16 protein-coding genes are annotated in these 19,009 nt (G+C 43.1%); 9 read left to right on the top strand and 7 right to left on the bottom strand.

The window, feature by feature from the left end; translation table 11 throughout:
- The 4 genes from dnaA to gyrB all read left to right on the top strand — a co-directional run bounded on the left by dnaA (window position 1) and on the right by gyrB (window position 6,239).
- Window positions 1–1,383, top strand: coding sequence for a chromosomal replication initiator protein DnaA (dnaA, locus tag ABZP31_RS00005; protein WP_248134729.1), 1,383 nt, complete (start codon window positions 1–3; stop codon window positions 1,381–1,383).
- Window positions 1,384–1,478: 95 nt separating this feature from the next.
- On the top strand, window positions 1,479–2,627 hold the full coding sequence (gene dnaN, locus ABZP31_RS00010) for a DNA polymerase III subunit beta (RefSeq protein WP_005023825.1): 1,149 nt from the start codon (window positions 1,479–1,481) through the stop codon (window positions 2,625–2,627).
- Between the two features lie 15 nt (window positions 2,628–2,642).
- Complete coding sequence (gene recF, locus ABZP31_RS00015) at window positions 2,643–3,725, top strand: DNA replication/repair protein RecF (RefSeq protein WP_248134727.1); 1,083 nt, start codon at window positions 2,643–2,645, stop codon at window positions 3,723–3,725.
- Window positions 3,726–3,770: 45 nt separating this feature from the next.
- Window positions 3,771–6,239 (top strand): DNA topoisomerase (ATP-hydrolyzing) subunit B, encoded by a 2,469-nt coding sequence (gene gyrB / locus ABZP31_RS00020; protein ID WP_034675625.1) that lies wholly within the window; start codon window positions 3,771–3,773, stop codon window positions 6,237–6,239.
- Between the two features lie 54 nt (window positions 6,240–6,293).
- Here gyrB and ABZP31_RS00025 read toward each other — a convergent pair whose 3' ends face one another.
- From ABZP31_RS00025 to ABZP31_RS00035, 3 genes are all read right to left on the bottom strand, one after another.
- Complete coding sequence (locus ABZP31_RS00025) at window positions 6,294–7,457, bottom strand: alcohol dehydrogenase catalytic domain-containing protein (RefSeq protein WP_005017515.1); 1,164 nt, start codon at window positions 7,455–7,457, stop codon at window positions 6,294–6,296.
- 315 nt (window positions 7,458–7,772) lie between these two features.
- Entirely contained in the window at window positions 7,773–8,018 is a 246-nt protein-coding gene (locus ABZP31_RS00030; RefSeq protein ID WP_026444122.1) for a DUF2171 domain-containing protein, read from the bottom strand.
- A 281-nt stretch (window positions 8,019–8,299) separates the two neighbouring features.
- The gene (locus ABZP31_RS00035; protein ID WP_248134725.1) at window positions 8,300–10,234 is read right to left on the bottom strand and encodes an ATP-binding cassette domain-containing protein; all 1,935 of its coding nucleotides are present in this window, start codon (window positions 10,232–10,234) and stop codon (window positions 8,300–8,302) included.
- A gap of 223 nt (window positions 10,235–10,457) precedes the next feature.
- Here ABZP31_RS00035 and ABZP31_RS00040 point away from each other — a divergent pair, with 223 nt between their 5' ends.
- From ABZP31_RS00040 to erpA, 4 genes are all read left to right on the top strand, one after another.
- Window positions 10,458–11,465 (top strand): putative solute-binding protein, encoded by a 1,008-nt coding sequence (locus tag ABZP31_RS00040; protein ID WP_248134723.1) that lies wholly within the window; start codon window positions 10,458–10,460, stop codon window positions 11,463–11,465.
- Between the two features lie 197 nt (window positions 11,466–11,662).
- Window positions 11,663–12,670 (top strand): putative solute-binding protein, encoded by a 1,008-nt coding sequence (locus ABZP31_RS00045; RefSeq protein ID WP_248134721.1) that lies wholly within the window; start codon window positions 11,663–11,665, stop codon window positions 12,668–12,670.
- Between the two features lie 132 nt (window positions 12,671–12,802).
- Window positions 12,803–13,807 carry a putative solute-binding protein gene (locus tag ABZP31_RS00050; protein ID WP_248134719.1) on the top strand — a complete coding sequence of 335 codons (1,005 nt, stop codon included), beginning with the start codon at window positions 12,803–12,805 and terminating at the stop codon, window positions 13,805–13,807.
- Window positions 13,808–13,931: 124 nt separating this feature from the next.
- Window positions 13,932–14,267, top strand: a complete 336-nt coding sequence (erpA, locus tag ABZP31_RS00055) for an iron-sulfur cluster insertion protein ErpA (RefSeq protein WP_005017496.1) — start codon at window positions 13,932–13,934, stop codon at window positions 14,265–14,267.
- 52 nt (window positions 14,268–14,319) lie between these two features.
- Here erpA and ABZP31_RS00060 read toward each other — a convergent pair whose 3' ends face one another.
- Window positions 14,320–15,165 (bottom strand): alpha/beta fold hydrolase, encoded by an 846-nt coding sequence (locus tag ABZP31_RS00060; RefSeq protein WP_248134717.1) that lies wholly within the window; start codon window positions 15,163–15,165, stop codon window positions 14,320–14,322.
- A 113-nt stretch (window positions 15,166–15,278) separates the two neighbouring features.
- The gene (locus ABZP31_RS00065) at window positions 15,279–16,409 is read right to left on the bottom strand and encodes an anhydro-N-acetylmuramic acid kinase (protein WP_026444123.1); all 1,131 of its coding nucleotides are present in this window, start codon (window positions 16,407–16,409) and stop codon (window positions 15,279–15,281) included.
- A gap of 63 nt (window positions 16,410–16,472) precedes the next feature.
- On the opposite strand from ABZP31_RS00065, the gene tyrS reads away from it, so the two are divergent.
- Complete coding sequence (tyrS, locus tag ABZP31_RS00070; protein ID WP_171261093.1) at window positions 16,473–17,705, top strand: tyrosine--tRNA ligase; 1,233 nt, start codon at window positions 16,473–16,475, stop codon at window positions 17,703–17,705.
- A gap of 84 nt (window positions 17,706–17,789) precedes the next feature.
- Here tyrS and ABZP31_RS00075 read toward each other — a convergent pair whose 3' ends face one another.
- On the bottom strand, window positions 17,790–18,329 hold the full coding sequence (locus tag ABZP31_RS00075) for an NADPH-dependent FMN reductase (protein ID WP_005017485.1): 540 nt from the start codon (window positions 18,327–18,329) through the stop codon (window positions 17,790–17,792).
- A gap of 114 nt (window positions 18,330–18,443) precedes the next feature.
- The gene (locus tag ABZP31_RS00080; RefSeq protein WP_248134716.1) at window positions 18,444–18,905 is read right to left on the bottom strand and encodes a citrate:sodium symporter; all 462 of its coding nucleotides are present in this window, start codon (window positions 18,903–18,905) and stop codon (window positions 18,444–18,446) included.
- Window positions 18,906–19,009 lie beyond the last annotated feature (104 nt).

Here is a 19,009-nt window from a genome sequence, read left to right on the forward strand (position 1 = left end):
ATGCTTTGGACGGACTGCTTAACTCGCTTGCGACAAGAGCTCTCTGATAATATCTTTGCGATGTGGATTCGTCCTCTGGTGGCTGAAGAACTGGAGGATACTTTACGTTTATATGCGCCTAATCCTTATTGGACCCGATATATTCAAGAGCATCATCTGGAATTAATCACAATTCTGGCTGAACAAATGTCGGAAGGCCGTGTACGTAAGGTTGAGATTTTAGTAGATTCCCGGCCCGGCGCTATTTTATCAGCAGCGGAGCAGCCAGCCACCACTACGGCTGCATTAGAGCACCCGACTTCTATGCCGGTATCGCGTCCTAAAAAGGAAAAAGAAGCTGAACCGGCCAAACAGAATAAGAAGCGTCTTTTAAATCCACTTTTCACTTTCGCACTTTTTGTAGAAGGGCGCTCTAACCAGATGGCAGCAGAAACGTGCCGCAAAGTACTGACACAGCTTGGTGCATCCCAGCATAATCCCTTGTTTTTGTATGGACCTACCGGTTTGGGTAAAACACACCTGATGCAGGCTGTCGGTAATGCGCTATTACAGGCCAAACCTAATGCACGTGTCATGTATATGACTGCGGAAAGTTTTGTACAGGATTTTGTCAGTTCTTTACAGCGTGGCAAGGTTGAAGAATTCAAAAAAAATTGTCGTTCCTTGGATTTATTATTGGTCGATGATATTCATCTTTTAGCGGGTAAAGAAGCAAGTCTGGTCGAGTTTTTCTATACCTTTAATGCTTTATTGGATGAATCCAAGCAGATTATTTTAACTTCAGACCGCTATCCGAAAGAATTGACTGAACTGGATCCACGTTTGGTTTCCCGTTTTTCCTGGGGCTTATCTGTTGGAGTCGAGCCGCCAGATATTGAAACACGGATAGAAATCCTGCTGAAAAAAGCTGAAAGCAATGAGATTGATTTGCCCCGTAACTGTGCTTTATTTATTGCACAGCAGGTGGTTGCCAATGTTCGCGAACTTGAAGGCGCCTTAAACAAGGTCGTCGCTATTTCCCGGTTTAAGGGAACCGCAATTGATCTGGACGTGGTACGAGAATCCTTAAAAGATGTTTTGGCGATCCGGGCCCGAACTATTAGTGTAGAAAATATTCAGCGTGTGGTGAGTGAGTATTTTCGTATTCCCCTCAAAGAGCTGGTCGGGCCTAAAAGAACCCGAATTTATGCACGTCCTCGTCAATTGGCAATGGGTTTGGCGCGTGAATTAACTGGTGACAGTTTTCCAGAAATTGGCATGGCTTTTGGCGGGCGAGATCATAGTACAGTCATGCATGCCTGCGAAAAAGTCCAGAGCCTCCGTGCTGAAGATCCGATCTTTAATGAGGATTATAAAAACCTGCTGCGCCTGTTGCAGAGTTGATCAATCCGGATTCTTGCAAAGTGCTTGAAACTGCCGCATAGTACACTGCTAAAAATTATTTTTTTATCTGTCTTCAGTTGTTAGAGGAATGAATCGTGCGTTTGAAAATCGCTAAAGAGAGCTTACTCAATGTTCTATCACATGTGGTAGGGGCGGTCGAACGTCGTCATACCCTGAACATTCTTTCAAACGTTAAAATTCAGGCGAGTCCACAAGCTCTGACGATTACCGGGTCTGACTTGGAAGTTGAGCTGGTGGCCAGTACCGGCTTAAGTGAGGGAGCCTGTTTACAGCCGGGTGAAACTACTGTGCCGGCACGTAAACTCATGGATATCTGTAAGTCACTACCAAGTGCTGCTTTAATCGATTTACAAATCACTGAAGACCAGCGCTGCATTTTAAAGTCTGGAAATAGCCGTTTTGTACTGGGAACCTTACCTGCTGAAGATTATCCTTTACTTAATCATGACAATAGTCAGGGTACTCAGGTTCAAGTTACCCAGCGTGAACTCAAGCGTCTGTTTGAAAAAACTGCTTTTGCAATGGCAGTGCAGGATGTCCGTTTTTATCTAACCGGCACATTACTGGAAATTGATGAAGCTCAATTGCGTGCTGTAACTACCGATGGTCACCGTCTGGCATTGTGTGAAACCTTGGCATCTTCTACCGCTTCTCAGTCAGTACAGGCAATTGTTCCACGTAAGGCAGTAGCAGAACTGCAACGCCTGCTCAGCATTGAAGATGAACAGCTTACGTTACTGATTGGCCGTGAACTGTTAAATGTTACAATTCAAACCCCAAGCCGTGACAAGGAACAGGGCGAAATTACAGTACGTTTCACGACCAAACTGATTGACGGGAAATTCCCTGATTATCGTCGGGTTATTCCACGTGGTGGTGATAAAACTGTCCAGATCGCGCATGACGTATTTAAACAGTCATTGCAACGGGTGGCGATTCTTAGTAATGAAAAATTGCGTGGTGTATTCCTCAACTTTAATGCAGATTCATTACAGCTTCGAGCCAATAACCCGGAGCAGGATGAAGCGATTGAGGATCTGGCTATTCAATATAATAACTCTCCGCTAGAAATGTCTTTTAATGCACAATATCTGCTTGAAGTGCTGAACGTACTGGATGGTGATGATGTTGTTATGACCATGACTGAAGCCAATCAGTCTGTGCTGGTGCAAGACCCTGCCCAGCAGGACCAGACTTATGTTGTCATGCCAATGCGTGTCTAGACTTAAAGCTATTTTATGTATATTACGCGTTTAAATATCGAACGTGTCCGGAACCTTTCAGCGGTTGCACTCTCTGAGTTGCAGCCGTTTAATGTTTTTTACGGGACCAATGGTTCAGGCAAAACCTCGATTCTTGAGGCGATCCATTTACTGGCCACAGGTCGCTCTTTTCGAACTTATATTCCCAAACACTACATTCAGAGTGGTGCTTCAGACGCGATTGTATTTGCACAGTCTACTACCGAGAAAATTGGCATGCAAAAAATGCTCTCGGGTGAGCAGATAATTAAAGTGAATGGCGATACGGTCGCAACTCAGGGTCAGCTTGCTAAAATGCTGGCATTACAATATATCGACCCGCTCAGTACGGATATCATTGACCATGGAGCCAAACCGCGGCGACAGTTACTGGACTGGCTGATGTTCCACGTGGAACCTGAATTTTATCAGACATGGCAATATTATTCTCGCGCACTCAAGCAGCGTAACAGTCTGCTTAAATCCCGCCAAAATCTAAGTGTGGATGAGCTTGATCCATGGAACAAGATGTTGGCCAGTTATGGTGAATTGCTCCATGCTCAACGTTCACAGGTGATGGAGCAATGGAAGATTTATTTTAAACAGGATTTAAGCCAGCTTTTACCTGATCTGGAGATTGAGCTAGACTATGTATCCGGTTTTCATAGTGAGCAGGGGCTTTATCAGGACCTGACGTTATATCATCAGAAAGACCTGGATAGACGCTATACCGAGTATGGACCACACCGGGCAGACCTACGCTTGAAAACACCACTTGGAGATGCGGATAACATTCTTTCAAGAGGACAAAAAAAACTATTAATTATGGCCTTAAAACTCTCTCAGATTGCAATGTTGCATGCGAGCAATAAGGAAACTGTGGTATTATTAGATGATCTGACGGCAGAATTAGATTTAACCGCACAACAACGTTTAATTGAGCGATTGAGCCAACTTGGTAGTCAAGTTTTTATTACCACTCTAGAGCATGAATCGGTACAGCAGCATTTGCATGATCTGTCTATTTCCTATCAATTATTCCACGTTGAACACGGTCAAGTCAGTGTCGTTCAGCAATGATTTAACCCATCTTTGGATTGATCCATTTTACACTAGGGAGAAACCATGAGTTCAGAATCTCAATCTGCCTCTCCAACAGAACACACCCAAGAAAAGGCTTATGATTCCTCTAGTATCAAGGTATTACGTGGCCTAGACGCAGTGCGTAAACGTCCTGGTATGTATATTGGTGATACAGACGATGGGACAGGTCTACACCATATGGTATTCGAGGTGGTCGATAACTCGATTGATGAAGCCCTGGCTGGACACTGTGATGAAATTCTGGTGACCATTCATGAAGATGAATCTGTGAGCGTATCTGACAATGGCCGCGGTATTCCAACCGATATCCATCCGGAAGAGGGTGTCTCTGCTGCAGAGGTAATCCTGACAATTTTGCATGCGGGCGGCAAGTTTGATGATAACAGTTATAAAGTCTCTGGTGGCCTGCACGGTGTAGGTGTATCGGTTGTTAATGCTTTATCGAGCAAGCTTGAGCTGACTGTACAGCGTGCAGGACAGATACATGAGCAGGAATACCAGCACGGTGTACCCCAGTACCCGTTACGTGTCGTGGGACAAACTGAACGTACAGGTACTAAAGTCCGTTTCTGGCCGAGTGCTGAAACCTTTAGCCAGACTATTTTTAATGTCGATATTCTGGCACGCCGTCTGCGTGAGCTGTCCTTTCTAAATGCCGGTGTCCGTATTGTTCTGCGCGATGAACGCATTAACCTTGAACATGTATTTGACTATGAAGGTGGACTGTCCGAATTTGTTAAATATATCAATGAAGGTAAAAACCACCTGAATGAAATTTTCCATTTTACCACTCAGGCTGAAAATGGAATTGGTGTTGAAGTGGCATTGCAGTGGAATGATTCTTATCAGGAAAATGTACGCTGCTTTACCAATAATATTCCGCAAAAAGATGGTGGTACCCATCTGGCCGGTTTCCGCGCAGCACTAACCCGTGGCCTGAACAGCTATCTTGAGAATGAGAATATTCTTAAGAAAGAAAAAGTTGCAGTAACAGGGGATGATGCACGTGAGGGACTGACTGCTATTGTGTCAGTTAAAGTTCCAGATCCTAAGTTTTCTTCGCAAACCAAAGAAAAACTGGTGTCCAGTGAAGTTAAACCGGCAGTCGAACAGGCGATGAATAAGGCGTTCTCTGAATATCTGCTTGAGAACCCGGCAGCAGCCAAGTCTATTGCAGGTAAAATTATTGATGCAGCACGTGCCCGTGATGCAGCACGTAAAGCCCGTGAAATGACACGCCGTAAAAGTGCACTGGATATTGCCGGCTTACCTGGAAAACTGGCTGATTGTCAGGAAAAAGATCCCGCCTTGTCTGAGCTGTTTCTAGTCGAGGGTGATTCGGCAGGCGGTTCTGCCAAGCAGGGCCGTAACCGTAAAATGCAGGCGATTTTACCGTTAAAGGGTAAAATTCTAAATGTAGAGCGTGCCCGTTTTGACCGGATGATTTCTTCTGCTGAGGTCGGTACACTGATTACGGCATTAGGCTGTGGTATTGGACGTGAGGAATATAATCCGGACAAGCTGCGTTATCATAAGATTGTGATCATGACAGATGCTGATGTCGACGGTTCACATATTCGTACGTTACTGTTGACATTCTTCTTCCGTCAAATGCCTGAACTGGTAGAACGGGGTCATATTTATATTGCTCAGCCGCCTTTATATAAACTGAAAAAAGGCAAGCAGGAACAGTATATTAAAGATAATGATGCTCTGGAAACCTATCTGATTTCCAATGCAATTGATGATCTGTCTCTGCATGTTAGTGCCGATGCGCCAGCAATTAATGGACAGGCATTGGCTCAGGTCATTCAGGATTACCAGGTTTCACAAAAGAGTCTGCACCGATTAACCTTGCGTTATCCTGCGACCTTGCTTGATGGCCTCTTGGCGCTAGAAGCTTTTAAAATGGACCAGAACCATGATGAAAGTTATGTCCAGCAATGGGGTGAACAGTTACGTTCACGTATTGCAGACATGCAGTCTAGCTTACGTCCTGAATTGAGTCTTGAAAAATTTGAACGTATTGATGTAGATGGTCAGTCCTCGGCGCTTTACTGGCCACGGATCACTGTTTATGTGCATAACTTGCCACATCATTATTTGCTTGATGCCGGATTGCTGGGCTCTGCCGAATATGCCCGACTGCTCAAGAATTCAAGAAGCTGGTTCAACCTGATTGAAGAGGGTGCTTATCTTGAAAAAGGTGAGCGTCGTGTACAGGTCAGCAATTTCCATCAGGTCTGGCAGTTCATCTTGCAGGACTCACGCCGCGGCATGATGATTCAGCGTTATAAAGGCCTGGGTGAGATGAATGCCGAGCAGCTCTGGGAAACCACGATGGACCCGGAAAATCGCAATATGCTGCAAGTAACTATTGATGATGCAATTGAAGCAGACCGTATGTTCTCTTGCCTGATGGGAGATGATGTCGAGCCACGTCGTGCATTTATTGAAGAAAATGCATTGAATGCCGATATTGATGCTTAATCTCATCACTGCTCAATAAAAAAGCGCCAGAAGGCGCTTTTTTATATCTTACTATTAAGGAGTAAGGATTACCTTACGACAGTCTTCTTCACGTTTATCAAATATACGATAGCCTTCAGCAGCTTCAGACAGGTTCATACGGTGGGTAATAATTACTTCTGGGGAAAGGTCACCATTTTCAATAAATTCCAGTAATTGTGGCAGGAACTTATGTACATGGGTTTGTCCCATCTTAAAGGTTAGGCCTTTATCGAATGCATCACCGAACAGGAAGCCATGAATTGGTCCTGCATAAACGCCCGGTACGCTTACTACACCGCCACGACGTACAGCTGCAATACATTGACGTAATGCAGCGCCACTCGAACCTTCAAGCTTCAAGTTGGTCATGACGGTTTCTAGCATGCTGCCTTTGGCTTCAAAACCGATAGCATCAATTACTCCATCTACACCACGGTAGCCCGGCGTATTGCTAATAATAAATTCAGCTGCATCGACTTCATCAAAATTAACCGGAATGGCACCATAGGTGTCCCGTGCATACTGTAGACGGTAATTATGGTGGTCTACCATAAAGATAAGTTCGGCACCCAGCATACGTGCACAGGCGGCCGAGAGCAGGCCTACCGGTCCTGCACCATAAATTGCAACACTTGATCCCTTACCAATTTTGGCATTGGTGACTGCTTGCCAGGCAGTAGGCAATATATCAGTCAGAAATAAAACTTTTTCATCAGATAAAGAACCTGGTACTTTAAATGGCCCTACGTTTCCTTTAGGAATACGTACATATTCAGCTTGCCCACCTGGAACTCCACCATATAAATGGCTATAGCCGAACAGCGCAGCACCTGGCGGTATCTGCTTTTTATTTAAGATAGCACCCCGACCCGTATTGGTATTCTCACAGGCCGCAGTCAGATCATGCTCACAAAAGAAGCAGCTACCACAGGCAATTACAAAAGGAATAATTACCCGGTCGCCTTTTTTTACTTCAGTGACTGCCGGACCAACTTCCTCTACTACACCCATAAACTCGTGGCCAAAGATATCACCATCTTTAGTGGCCGGAATTTTACCTCGATATAAATGCAGGTCAGAACCACAAATTGCAGTTGCAGTAACTCGCAAAATAACATCATCCGGTTCTTGAATAATCGGATCAGGAACAGATTCTACCCGGACATCCCGAGCACCATGATATGTAAGAGCGCGCATTCTTATTTCCTCTCTGGTTTATTTTTAGAGTCAGCAGAATCATGTAAAAATTTTGTTGAGTAAGAAAACTGACCTGTCATTCATAATGCAGCGTCATGAGGTAAGCTTATGTATAAAAAAACAATTTAGCCTGTTGAAAAAATGTACATATACAAGGCTTAGGTAAAATAATGTTGATTTAAAGTAGCAATTAACCGAAATGATTCTTTACATTTTAAAATTAATTATTTTTATTTTAAAAAAATATTTTTAAATAAAATAAAAGGATTACCTTTAAATAGGGTAATCCTTTTATTAATATAATGTTAAATTATATTATACAACTTGCCATTGCTGTTTTGCTTCATTGGCTGTCAGGTTTAAAATTACCTGATTATTGCTGACTTCCTGTACCCAAGTCAGAGGAATTAAATGATGTTTTCCATCACTGTCTTCATCATTCTTAATAAGTTTTAGTTGATCTTCACCTTCTAGGTGGTCAACACGGCCTACATGTTCGTTATCTGAACCTAAAACTTCTGCATGTTGAGTAATTTGACTGAGATCGATACCTGTTGCCATGCTTCTTTCTCCTTTACTTATATAGTTTAAGTCATTTAGATTATTCAAAAATAAAAAACATTTATGAATAATCTCTATCTCTAGTATTATTCAAATATGAATAATTAATTTAAATAATTTACAGGATTAAAAATAATAAAGAAATCTTTTTAGGTAATACTTATGTAAGGTTTATTAATAAAATATAAAGTTATTATAAAACTGTAGCAAAAATGATTTTAAAATTAATTTTTTAAGAATATAACCTGATTTTATTTAAAATCAGGTTATATAGAATTAGATTACTGAAATGATTGTTCCAGCTCTTCAAGCTCCATCATTAATTCCAGAAGCTGTTCTTCTGCCTCGGCTAAGGCGAGCTTGAGTTCTGTCTGTTCATTCATCAGTTTAAGCAGGTCATTCTTGCGGTCATTATCATAGAGCGATGAATCACCTAGTTCGGTTTCAAGTGTCTCAAGACGCGGCTGTAATTTTTCAATACGGGCTTCGCATTGTTCGATTTTCTTGCGGACCGGGCGAGTTATATCACGACGGCGTGCAGCTTCTTTACGCTGTGCTTCTTTATCAACTTTGGAAATGGCAGGTACATCAACAACTACAGATTGGATTGGCGCAGCAGGCTGCTGGCCCTGTTTCATGATTTGTGTACGGGCCTGACGTAGCCAGTTAGCATAATCCTGAAGGTCTCCTTCAAACTCGGTCATACGACCGTCATGTACCAGTAATAACTCGTCACAAACACTGGCAATCAGCTGTCGCTCATGTGATACCAGAACTACCGCACCCTGAAAGTCCTGTAAAGCCATAGTTAATGCGTGACGCATATCCAGGTCTAGATGGTTGGTTGGTTCGTCAAGGATCAGGACATTTGGACGCTGCCAGACAATCAGGGCCAGAGCCAAGCGGGCCCGTTCTCCACCTGAAAAACTTTCACTGGGTGTATCCATGCGTTCGCCACTAAAACCAAAGCTACCTAAAAAAGAGCGCAGGCTGGCCTCACTGATTTTCTTGTCGGCAATTCGTGCCAGTTGCAGCATAGGGCTAGCCTGACCATCTAGCGCATCCATCTGGTGCTGGGCAAAATAGCCAATATTGAGCAGTTCTGAAGGATGACGTAAACCTTTAAGTAGGGGCAGATCGCCTACGAGTGATTTAATCAGAGTAGATTTACCTGCTCCGTTTATTCCCAGCAGACCAATACGGCTTGAAGGCGTAATCTGAATCTGGATATTGGTGGCAATCAGTTTTTCCCCATAACCAATATCCGCATGTTCTAATGTCAGTAGGGGTGAACTCATTTTGCTAGGTTCACGGAAACTGAACGTAAAGGGCGTATCAACATGGGCAGCCGAAAGTTCCTGCATTCGCTCCAGTTGCTTGATTCGACTCTGTGCCTGACGTGCTTTGGTGGCCTGTGCCTTAAAACGGTCAATGTATTTTTGCAGGTGTGCGCGGGTTTCTAGCTGTTTTTCATAAGCCTGCTGCTGCTGGGCCAGACGTTCACTACGGGTCCGTTCAAAAGTGGAATAATTTCCGGTATATAAAGTAAGCTCCTGATTTTCAATATGCAGGATATGATCAGTGACAGCATCAAGAAAATCACGGTCGTGTGAGATTAGAACCAAAGTGCCTTCATAGGCATTTAACCAGTCTTCCAGCCATAAAATGGCATCAAGGTCCAAGTGGTTAGTCGGTTCATCCAGCAAAAGCAGGTCTGAGCGGCTCATCAGGGTACGGGCCAGATTCAGACGCATACGCCATCCTCCAGAAAAACTGGATACTGCCAGTTTTAGCTGATATTCGAAAAAGCCCAGACCTGCCATAAGCTGTGCTGCCTTGGCAGGAGCCGAATAACCATTAATCTCGTCAAAGCGACCATGTAAATGGGCAATATCATGATCAGATAGCTGGTCGGACTGTTCCAGTTTTGCCTGAATTTTCCAATATTCTTCATCACCTGATAATACAAAATCCAGTGCTGCCATATCCAGCGCTTCGACTTCCTGTGCCATATGGGCAACTGTCCATACTGTAGGACGGCTTAGAGAACCTTCATCGGCCGACATATTGCCGAGCAATGCCGAAAACAGAGTGGATTTACCGGCGCCGTTAACTCCGGTCAGACCAATCTTCCAGCCTGGATGCAGTTGCATGCTCGCTTTTTTAAAGAGTATACGGCCACCGCGGCGAATCGAAAGTTGGTCAAGCTGAATCATGAATACGTAAATCTATTATCAGAGGTAGGCCATTTTAAAGGATATCTGCCAGGAAAAACAAAAAATCACCTGCCTCTGCAAAAGAATATGAATTTCATCCAATAATTTGACTCAACACAAAAACACTTTATCGGAAATTAGAGTGAATGCTCTATTTTTGTACAGTTAAGCTGTTTATAGTGATAAAGCCCTCATTTAAACAATAAGACTCAGGATGAATAAGATGAATAAGGGAAAAATTCTGTTAACTGCTGCTTCACTTTTTTTATTTGCTCATTCAGCCCAGGCCAAAGTAGATATCTGTGTTTTTGATTTGCTGGGCAAAGCTGGCGAGTCCTATAAATTGATGGAAGACTGGCTGCTGGCTTCCAAGAACTGGAATGCTGATGTCGGACTAAAAATTGTAGCAGATGAGGCACAGGCAGAGCGTGAGTTTCAAGCTGGAAATTGTGATGGTGTGTATATGACTTCTATTCGTGCTCGTGCTTTCAACAAATTTGCCGGTTCAATTGATGCCCTAGGTGGGGTACCTAGTAATGCAATAGCCCAAAAGGCCATCAGCTATGCTCTGGATCAGCGTAATAGTAAACGTCTGGTGAGCAGACTGGAGGGACAGGTATATGAAGTTGCTGGAATCGGTCAGCTCGGCGCAGCTTATATTTTTGTAAAAGACCGTAATATTAATACAGTTGAAAAAATCGCCAAGAAAAAATTTGCAGTTCTTGGGCATGATGCTGCTCAACGGATCATGGTACAGCGTATTAATGCCAAGCCAGTGGCCTCGGAAATTTCGAATTTTGTCAGTAAATTCAATAATGGACAGGCGGATATTGTTGCAGCGCCTGCGTATGCTTACCGGCCTTTGGAAATTTATAAAGGCATGGGGCCAAACGGTGCCATGATCAATTTTCCGGTAGTCAATGTTACTGCAGACCTAATTATCCGGCCAGATAAATTTCCACAGGACTTTGCTGCCAAGTCACGTCAATGGTTCTTAAAACAGCTGCCTCGCAGCATGGCTATGGTACAACGCCTTGAAGCAGGCATTCCTGCAAAATTACGAATTCAGCTGTCCAGTGAAGACCGTACTGCTTATCAACGTTTATTACGTGAAGGCCGCATCGATTTGACCCGTCAGGGCATTTATGATGAGACCATGATGCGTGTGTTAAAAAGGGCGCGCTGCACAGTAGAGCGGACTAACTTTGAATGTTCACTCTCAGGCGAATAATACAAAATGACAGTTTTCTAGCTATTGATTTCCTGAATATAAGTGTAGATAGAAAATTTTAATTACTTAAAAAATGCAGAGATAGATCACAATTTAAAAAAATGGAGCAAATACTCTATTTTTTTTAAATAAAGCTGGGTAATATCTTGCAATGTAAGGGAAGTTCGAGAATAAAATCTCAAAAAAGGAAGAAAACAATGAAAAGAATAGTACTGACTGCTGTTACCACTGCACTTTTAGGTCTGGCAGGCACTGCTCAGGCCAAAGTAGATGTTTGTGTCTTCGATTTACTGGGTAAATCTGGTGAATCCTACAAAATGATGGAAGAGTGGGCATTGGCTGCAAAATCTTGGAAAGCAGATATTAACCTGGTTCCACGTCAGGATGAAGCTGTAGCGGACAGTGATTTCAAGGCAGGTAAATGTGATGCAGTTTTTATGACTTCAATGCGCGCCCGTCCGTATAACAAATTCGTGGGTTCTATTGATGCCTTGGGTGCTGTGCCAAGTAATGCTGTGGCCCAACGTGCAATCTCTTATGTACTGGATGCTCGTAATGCCGGCAAAATGACTACAACTCTGGGTGGTAATAAATATGAAGTTGCCGGTGTATCACCTTTAGGTTCAGCTTATATCTTTGTACGTGATAAAAATATTAATTCTGTTGAGAAAGCAGCAGGTAAGAAGTTTGCAGTATTGGGCTATGACAATGCCCAGAAAATTATGGTACAGCGTATTGGAGCACAGGCAGTCCTGTCTGATGTATCTAACTTTGTGGCCAAATTTAATAATGGCCAGGTCGATATGGTCGGTGCGCCGGCTTATGCTTATAAACCTTTGGAAATTTATAAAGGTCTGGGCAGTAATGGCGCGATGATGAATTTCCCGGTATTACAGGTAACCGCTGACTTGGTCTTGCGAGCCGATAAATTCCCGGCTGGTTTTGGTCAGCAATCACGTACCTGGTTTGCCAAACAGCTGCCAAAAAGCTTTTCAATGATTCAGCGTTTAGAAGTCGGTATTCCGGGCAAATATAAAATGAATCTAAGTGCTGAAGATAAGCTTAAATACCAGAAGATGTTACGTGATGGCCGTATGGATTTAACCAGACAGGGTATTTATGACAAAAATATGATGGCAGTATTGAAGAAAGCTCGCTGTGCAGTCGATAAAGCCAACTTCGAATGCTCTATGGCAGGCGAATAAATTATGGAAGTTAAAAAGCCTGGCTATAAACCGGGCTTTTTTGTCTGTATTTTTATAGGTATGTAAGGTCAGTACTCAGCTGCCGGATAGAAAACAGAAAATAAGAAAAAATAAAATTGAAAGGATAAAATTATGCAATGGACTAAAGCACTTGTGCTGGGTGCAGGAATATTAATGGCAGCAGAAGCGGCTCAGGCAAAACAGGTTTTTTGTGTTTTTGATCTGGTCGGTAAAAATGGCGATGTATATACTTTAATGAAAGACTATCAGCTTGCTGCTAAAAACTGGGGAGCAGATATCGAACTGCGTGTAGGCCAGAATGAGGCAGTGATTGCTGAAGATTTTAAAGCCGGGAAATGTGACGGAATTAGTGTTACCGGTATGCGTGGCCGACAGTTTAATAAATTTACCGGTTCCTTGGATGCAATCGGAGCTATTCCGGACCTTAAGTTGGCTGTTAAGGTTATGCAAGGCTTAGCCAGCCCGACTTTTGCCAAATATATGACCAATAGTAAATATGAAGTTGCAGGAGTTATTCCGGTCGGCGATGCATTCTTGATGGTAAATGACCGTAGTATTAATACAGTTGCTAAAGCAGCTGGCAAAAAAATTGCAGTTCTTGATTATGATGAAGCCCAGAAGATTATGGTTCAGCAAATCGGGGCGCAGGCAGTTAGTGCCGATGTAACTAATTTTGGCAGCAAGTTCAATAACCGCCAGGTCGATATTATCGGTGCGCCGGCAGCCGTGTTTAAACCGCTGGAATTACATAAAGGTCTCGGTACCAAAGGCGCTATTGTTAATTATCCGATTCTGCAGGTAACAGGAAACCTGATTATTCGCCCAGACAAGTTCCCCGCAGGCTATGGACAAAAATCGCGGAAATGGGTTAAAACCCAGTTACCACGTGCGTTTGGTATTCTTGGAAAAATGAAAGCGGATATTCCACAGAAATACTGGATGAATATACCAGCAGCAGATAAGCCGGGTTACCAGAAACTGATGCGTGAATCACGGATTGACCTGACCAGACGTGGTATTTATGACAAGCGTATGATGAAACTGTTATGGCAATTCCGCTGTAAAGAAGACCGCAGTAATTTTGAATGCAGCCTACAGGATGAGAACTATAAATAAACCTGATAAAATAACTCAGGATAAACTTTAAAGTTCAGGCGCTGGCCATATATTGAGTATGTTATACTTTAAATATATGGCCTTTGCCTTTTAAGGCAGATGAATTTGTTGAGGAACGCCCAGTATGAATGCCCCAGCTCTTGTGTTGTCAGATAATGCTGCAAATAAAGTGCGCCAACTCCGTGAAAGCGAAGGGAATCAGGATTTAATGTTACGTGTCTATGTAACAGGAGGCGGCTGCTCAGGATTCTCTTACGGTTTTAACTTTGCCGAAAGCATGAATGAAGATGATGCTGAATTTACCAATGGCGATGTAACCATGCTGGTAGATTCACTAAGTTACCAGTATTTGGTAGGTTCAGTGGTTGATTATATTCAGGGACTGGAAGGATCACGTTTTATCGTTGAGAATCCGAATGCTACTACGACCTGCGGTTGCGGATCTTCATTTTCAATCTAGAAGATAACTGTTTAAAAAACCCATCCTGAGATGGGTTTTTTTATCATTGTAGTTAAGCCTGAATCTGCTCCAGGATAAGCTGGCTGACTACAGCAGCTTGCTGCACAGGAAGCCAGTGATTGGCCTCTAACATGACTTCACGGTACGGCGCCTGTACATAACGCTGGTTTAGTTTAACGCCAGCATCACTAATAGCCACATCCTGGGAACCGCCGATAAACAGAGTAGGGACAGTGACCGGATCGAATCGCTGGAAACGGGCATTGAAAGGTAGTGCCCGATACCAGTTCAGACTATAACTTAAACGGCCCTGTTCCAGCATTTCTGTTTTGAAAATTTCCAGTTGCTGCTTGGTCATCCCTGAATTTTTAAGTAAACCCAGACCTATTTTTGGAAATTTTTCAAATAATAGTTCTGGCAATTTAGGCAGCTGAAATAACCCGATATAATAAGATTTAAATAGCTGGTCCGAGGCAAGCAGGGCACGCAGGAAAGCGCCTGGATGAGGTACAGATAATACCACCAGATTTTTTAATTTTTTAGGGTAATGCATAGCGTATTCCCATGCCACAATTGCTCCCCAGTCATGGCCAACCAAATGGACTGGCTGGTTAATCTGGTCAATCAGCAGATCCAGATCTTGAAGTAGCTCCTGCATCCGATAAGCCTGACGTCCTTCAGGGCGTGCATCAAGGCTATAGCCACGCTGGTTCGGTGCAAAGGTACGAAAACCTGCTGCATTGAGCTGAACCCGGACCTGATCCCAGCACTGTGCCGTTTCGGGAAAGCCATGGAGCAGTACCACAGCTTCACCTTCTAGCGGACCGCTATCGATCAGGTCAAAGCTCAGTTCACCACGATGATAACGCTCAAGGCGCTGTTTACTTAAATCAATCATCTTTTTTCTCTTATTGTTACTTTGAATTTTTGTTTAGTCATATATTTTAGTAAAAATTACTGCGGTGTATCTTCACCAGAAGGTATGCTGTAGCTCATTTATAGCCCGTCTAATCAGGCTGCAGTCATACTGCCTAAAATGCGAAAGCCTTGTGCACCGGTAACAGCAGGCAGGTTACCACTTTGCTGCTGTACAAACCGCATAGCAAGCCAAGCAAATGCTGTTGCTTCTACCCAGGTTGGACTAAGGCCCAGACTGTCAGTAGTCTGCACACTCCACTGGTGCTTGCGCAGGCGCCAGCGTAACTGGTCTAATAAATGTGCATTGTAAGCACCGCCACCACATACATATACTTCACCTGTATCCAGTCCTGAACGGTAAATGGCTTTTTTAATTGCCCTTGTAGTCAGCTTTAATAAAGTAGCCTGTACATTTTCGGGTGTATCTTCCAGCTCATCATACCCCAGATCGTCATTACGCCAGTCCTGTATCTGCTCATCCAGCCAGTCCAGATTAAAGTCTTCACGTCCGGTACTTTTTGGAGATTCTTTTGAAAAATACTCATGCGCCTGTAAGCGTTCCAGTAAAGCACGAATTGGCTGACCATAGGCAGCCCAACTGCCATTTTCATCATAAGGATGACCTGTATAACGCTGACACCAGCCATCCATCAGGATATTGGCCGGACCGGTATCAAACCCATAAACTTTCTCGGGCTGACCAGCGGGTAACAGACTGACATTGGCAATACCTCCCAGATTTAAAATCACCCGATGAATTTCAGGATGCTGAAATAGGGCCTGATGAAAAGCCGGCACGAGTGGTGCACCTTGGCCACCAGCTGCCATATCACGACGACGAAAATCAGATACCACTGCAATACCGGTCAGTTCAGCAATAATATGAGGGTCACCAATCTGTAGGGTAAAATGATGTTCAGGACGATGACGAATAGTTTGGCCATGTGAACCGATGGCCCTGATCTGGCTACGGTCCAGAGCATTTTTTTCAATCATCTGGTTAATACCATGACCGATCATTTGGCCCAGAGCAACATCAGCAGCTCCCATTCGGTCAATTTCATTATCATCTGGCAGGGTTAATGCCATCAGCTCGTCACGTAATTCCGGATCGAATGGTAATGTCAGGGTAGCGTGGAGCCGGAGAGGATCAAAAGAAGCAGCAACGATATCGACACCATCCATGCTGGTGCCGGTCATTACCCCGATATAGATCGCTGTCATGATGATTCTTAAGCCTGCAATGTGCTGAAAAAGTGTTAGTATATCTCACAAATTGTATAACTGATGTGTTTGGGTTTTGTGATGTCAAATTTCCTGCCGGCTGAAGAACAACTTGCCCTCATTCAACGAGGCACTCATGAAATTATCTCTGAAGAAGATCTTCTGAAGAAATTAAAAGAAAACCGTCCCCTTAAAGTTAAAGCGGGTTTTGATCCAACTGCCCCTGACCTGCATCTGGGTCATACGGTTTTAATTAATAAGCTTAAAGTATTTCAGGATTTAGGCCATGATGTATATTTCCTGATTGGTGACTATACTGCCATGATCGGTGATCCGACCGGCAAGAGTGCAACACGTCCGCCATTATCGCGTGAACAGGTTCTGGAAAATGCCAAAACCTATCAGGAACAGGTCTTTAAAATTCTTGACCCGAATAAAACCAAGGTGGTATTCAACTCAGAATGGTTTGCCAGCAAGACTGCGGCTGATCTGATTCAACTGGCTTCCCAGCAGACCGTTGCACGTATGCTGGAACGTGATGATTTCACCAAGCGCTATAGCAGTCAGCAGCCGATTGCGATTCATGAATTTTTATATCCGCTGGTGCAGGGTTATGACTCGATTGCTCTGGAAGCAGATGTTGAGCTTGGCGGTACAGACCAGACATTTAATCTGTTAATGGGCCGTACCTTGCAAGGCCGTTATCATCAAGAGCCTCAAGTCTGTATTACCGTACCAATTCTAGAAGGCTTGGATGGTGTACAGAAAATGTCGAAGTCTTTGGGCAATTACATCGGTGTATTTGATGCACCAGGTGCAATGTACCAAAAGGTACTGTCGATGCCAGACAGCCTGATCGAACGTTACTTTGAACTGCTCAGCTTTAAATCGATGCCTGAAATTCAAGATCTGCTCAAAGAGATGGCAGAAGGCCGTAATCCGCAGGAAATCAAGCGTATTCTGGCACTGGAACTGGTTGAGCGTTTCCATGGCAGTGAAGCAGCGGCCAATGCGCATAAAGGTGCAGGAAATATTATTACTGAAGGTGAATTGCCAGAAGGTACACCTGAAGTAACTATTTCTCGTGCCGAATTTGGTGGTGAGATCTTTATTGCGTCCATTTTACGTACTGCGGGTTTAACTAAAAATGCAGCGCAGGCTAAAGATGCTGTAGCGCGGGGCGCCGTTAAAGTTGACTGGGAAGTAGTAGATGCAGACTTTTCAGTAAAAGAAAATAAAACTTATATTATTCAGGCAGGCAAAAAGGCGATTGCTAAAGTTACCTTTACTGACTAAATAGATGAATAAAAAAGCAGGTCTCTGGACCTGCTTTTTTATCACTTTTATTTGACAGAATCATCTGAACTATAGGATGTATTGCTAAATAGCATGATTAATCAGTTTTTCTATCACTGATCTTAGGATCTTAATCTCGGCTTCATTGCCTTCAAACTGCTCAGTTTGGTTACGCTTGAAAATATCACGAATTTCTAGAGTAGCGTTAGAGTCGATTAAACCCAGATAGGTCCCGACCTGGCGTAACTGGTCAATTGAACGTGAACCATTGGTTGCCCCATAACCCACATAGGCAGCAGGTTTGCCTTGCCATTCTTTACCTAAGTAATCCAGAGCATTTTTCAGGGCTGGACTATAACCATGATTATATTCAGGACTAATAAAAATAAAGCCATCACCTTCGGAAATTTTTTCTGCCCATTGCTGTTGTTTTGGCTGGTCATAGATACCTGTAATGGGCGGATGGCTTCCGGCAAAAACAGGCAAATCCCATTCTTTTAAATCAACGATTTCAGTTTCCAGGGTATTATAGTCAAAACTCTCAATAGCCTCGAGAACCCATTTGGCCACCTTAATAGCAGTACGACCTTCACGTATGCTGCCTACAATAATATAGATTTTCATGATATTTTCCGGTTGGGCATGATCTTTATTAAACTAATTATTTTTTTGGAAAGCGCCTAGACAGAATTTGTATCTCTATTTTAAAACATCAAAAGTTATGAACCAGTTTAATTTTTAAGCAGGTATGATCGTTAGATGGCTATTCAATATTTCAGATCGTTCGACCAGATCTATGACTGGAGAACAAGCTTTTTGACATAATAAAATATCTTTATCCATCAATGCCTGTAGAAGGTGAAATATATTAATCTGCGGACATTGCTCTGTCTGGGAAAACTGCCAAGCCTGTTGCAATAAAATAATTAAAGCTTCACTTATCACCAATGTACTGTGGCTTTGAATATGTGCTGAAGGTAAAGCTGTGTTCAGCTGCCGCCTGAGCTCCAAGACAGAAATATCATAACGATCTAATAAAAAGATTAATTCATTTGGTTCGGGTTGCTTTAAGAGCTGTAAAAAAAGATGAGATATTTGGACTTGAGCAATCTGGTGCTGGGCACATTCATTCAAGGCTTGTAATAAGGCTTCGCGTATTGCGCTAGAAAGACAACGTAATAAAACAGTTAGTGTCAGCATAACAACTCATTGTTTTTAATCATACAGCACTTAAGCTGAGTAATAATTTTTATAATTAAAACTGGGATAAAGTGTATTTTTAGATATCTGCCAGTCTTTATGGC

This window comes from Acinetobacter sp. FL (assembly GCF_040744925.1).
GTDB lineage: Bacteria > Pseudomonadota > Gammaproteobacteria > Pseudomonadales > Moraxellaceae > Acinetobacter > Acinetobacter radioresistens.

Excerpts from the sequence above, each read along its gene's own strand:
- dnaA (WP_248134729.1), top strand. The coding sequence starts at position 1 with ATGCTTTGGACGGACTGCTTAACTCGCTTGCGACAAGAGCTCTCTGAT.
- recF (WP_248134727.1), top strand. The coding sequence starts at position 2,643 with ATGTATATTACGCGTTTAAATATCGAACGTGTCCGGAACCTTTCAGCG.
- gyrB (WP_034675625.1), top strand. The coding sequence starts at position 3,771 with ATGAGTTCAGAATCTCAATCTGCCTCTCCAACAGAACACACCCAAGAA.
- ABZP31_RS00025 (WP_005017515.1), bottom strand. The coding sequence starts at position 7,457 with ATGCGCGCTCTTACATATCATGGTGCTCGGGATGTCCGGGTAGAATCT.
- ABZP31_RS00030 (WP_026444122.1), bottom strand. The coding sequence starts at position 8,018 with ATGGCAACAGGTATCGATCTCAGTCAAATTACTCAACATGCAGAAGTT.
- ABZP31_RS00035 (WP_248134725.1), bottom strand. The coding sequence starts at position 10,234 with ATGATTCAGCTTGACCAACTTTCGATTCGCCGCGGTGGCCGTATACTC.
- ABZP31_RS00040 (WP_248134723.1), top strand. The coding sequence starts at position 10,458 with ATGAATAAGGGAAAAATTCTGTTAACTGCTGCTTCACTTTTTTTATTT.
- ABZP31_RS00045 (WP_248134721.1), top strand. The coding sequence starts at position 11,663 with ATGAAAAGAATAGTACTGACTGCTGTTACCACTGCACTTTTAGGTCTG.
- ABZP31_RS00050 (WP_248134719.1), top strand. The coding sequence starts at position 12,803 with ATGCAATGGACTAAAGCACTTGTGCTGGGTGCAGGAATATTAATGGCA.
- erpA (WP_005017496.1), top strand. The coding sequence starts at position 13,932 with ATGAATGCCCCAGCTCTTGTGTTGTCAGATAATGCTGCAAATAAAGTG.
- ABZP31_RS00060 (WP_248134717.1), bottom strand. The coding sequence starts at position 15,165 with ATGATTGATTTAAGTAAACAGCGCCTTGAGCGTTATCATCGTGGTGAA.
- ABZP31_RS00065 (WP_026444123.1), bottom strand. The coding sequence starts at position 16,409 with ATGACAGCGATCTATATCGGGGTAATGACCGGCACCAGCATGGATGGT.
- tyrS (WP_171261093.1), top strand. The coding sequence starts at position 16,473 with ATGTGTTTGGGTTTTGTGATGTCAAATTTCCTGCCGGCTGAAGAACAA.
- ABZP31_RS00075 (WP_005017485.1), bottom strand. The coding sequence starts at position 18,329 with ATGAAAATCTATATTATTGTAGGCAGCATACGTGAAGGTCGTACTGCT.
- ABZP31_RS00080 (WP_248134716.1), bottom strand. The coding sequence starts at position 18,905 with ATGCTGACACTAACTGTTTTATTACGTTGTCTTTCTAGCGCAATACGC.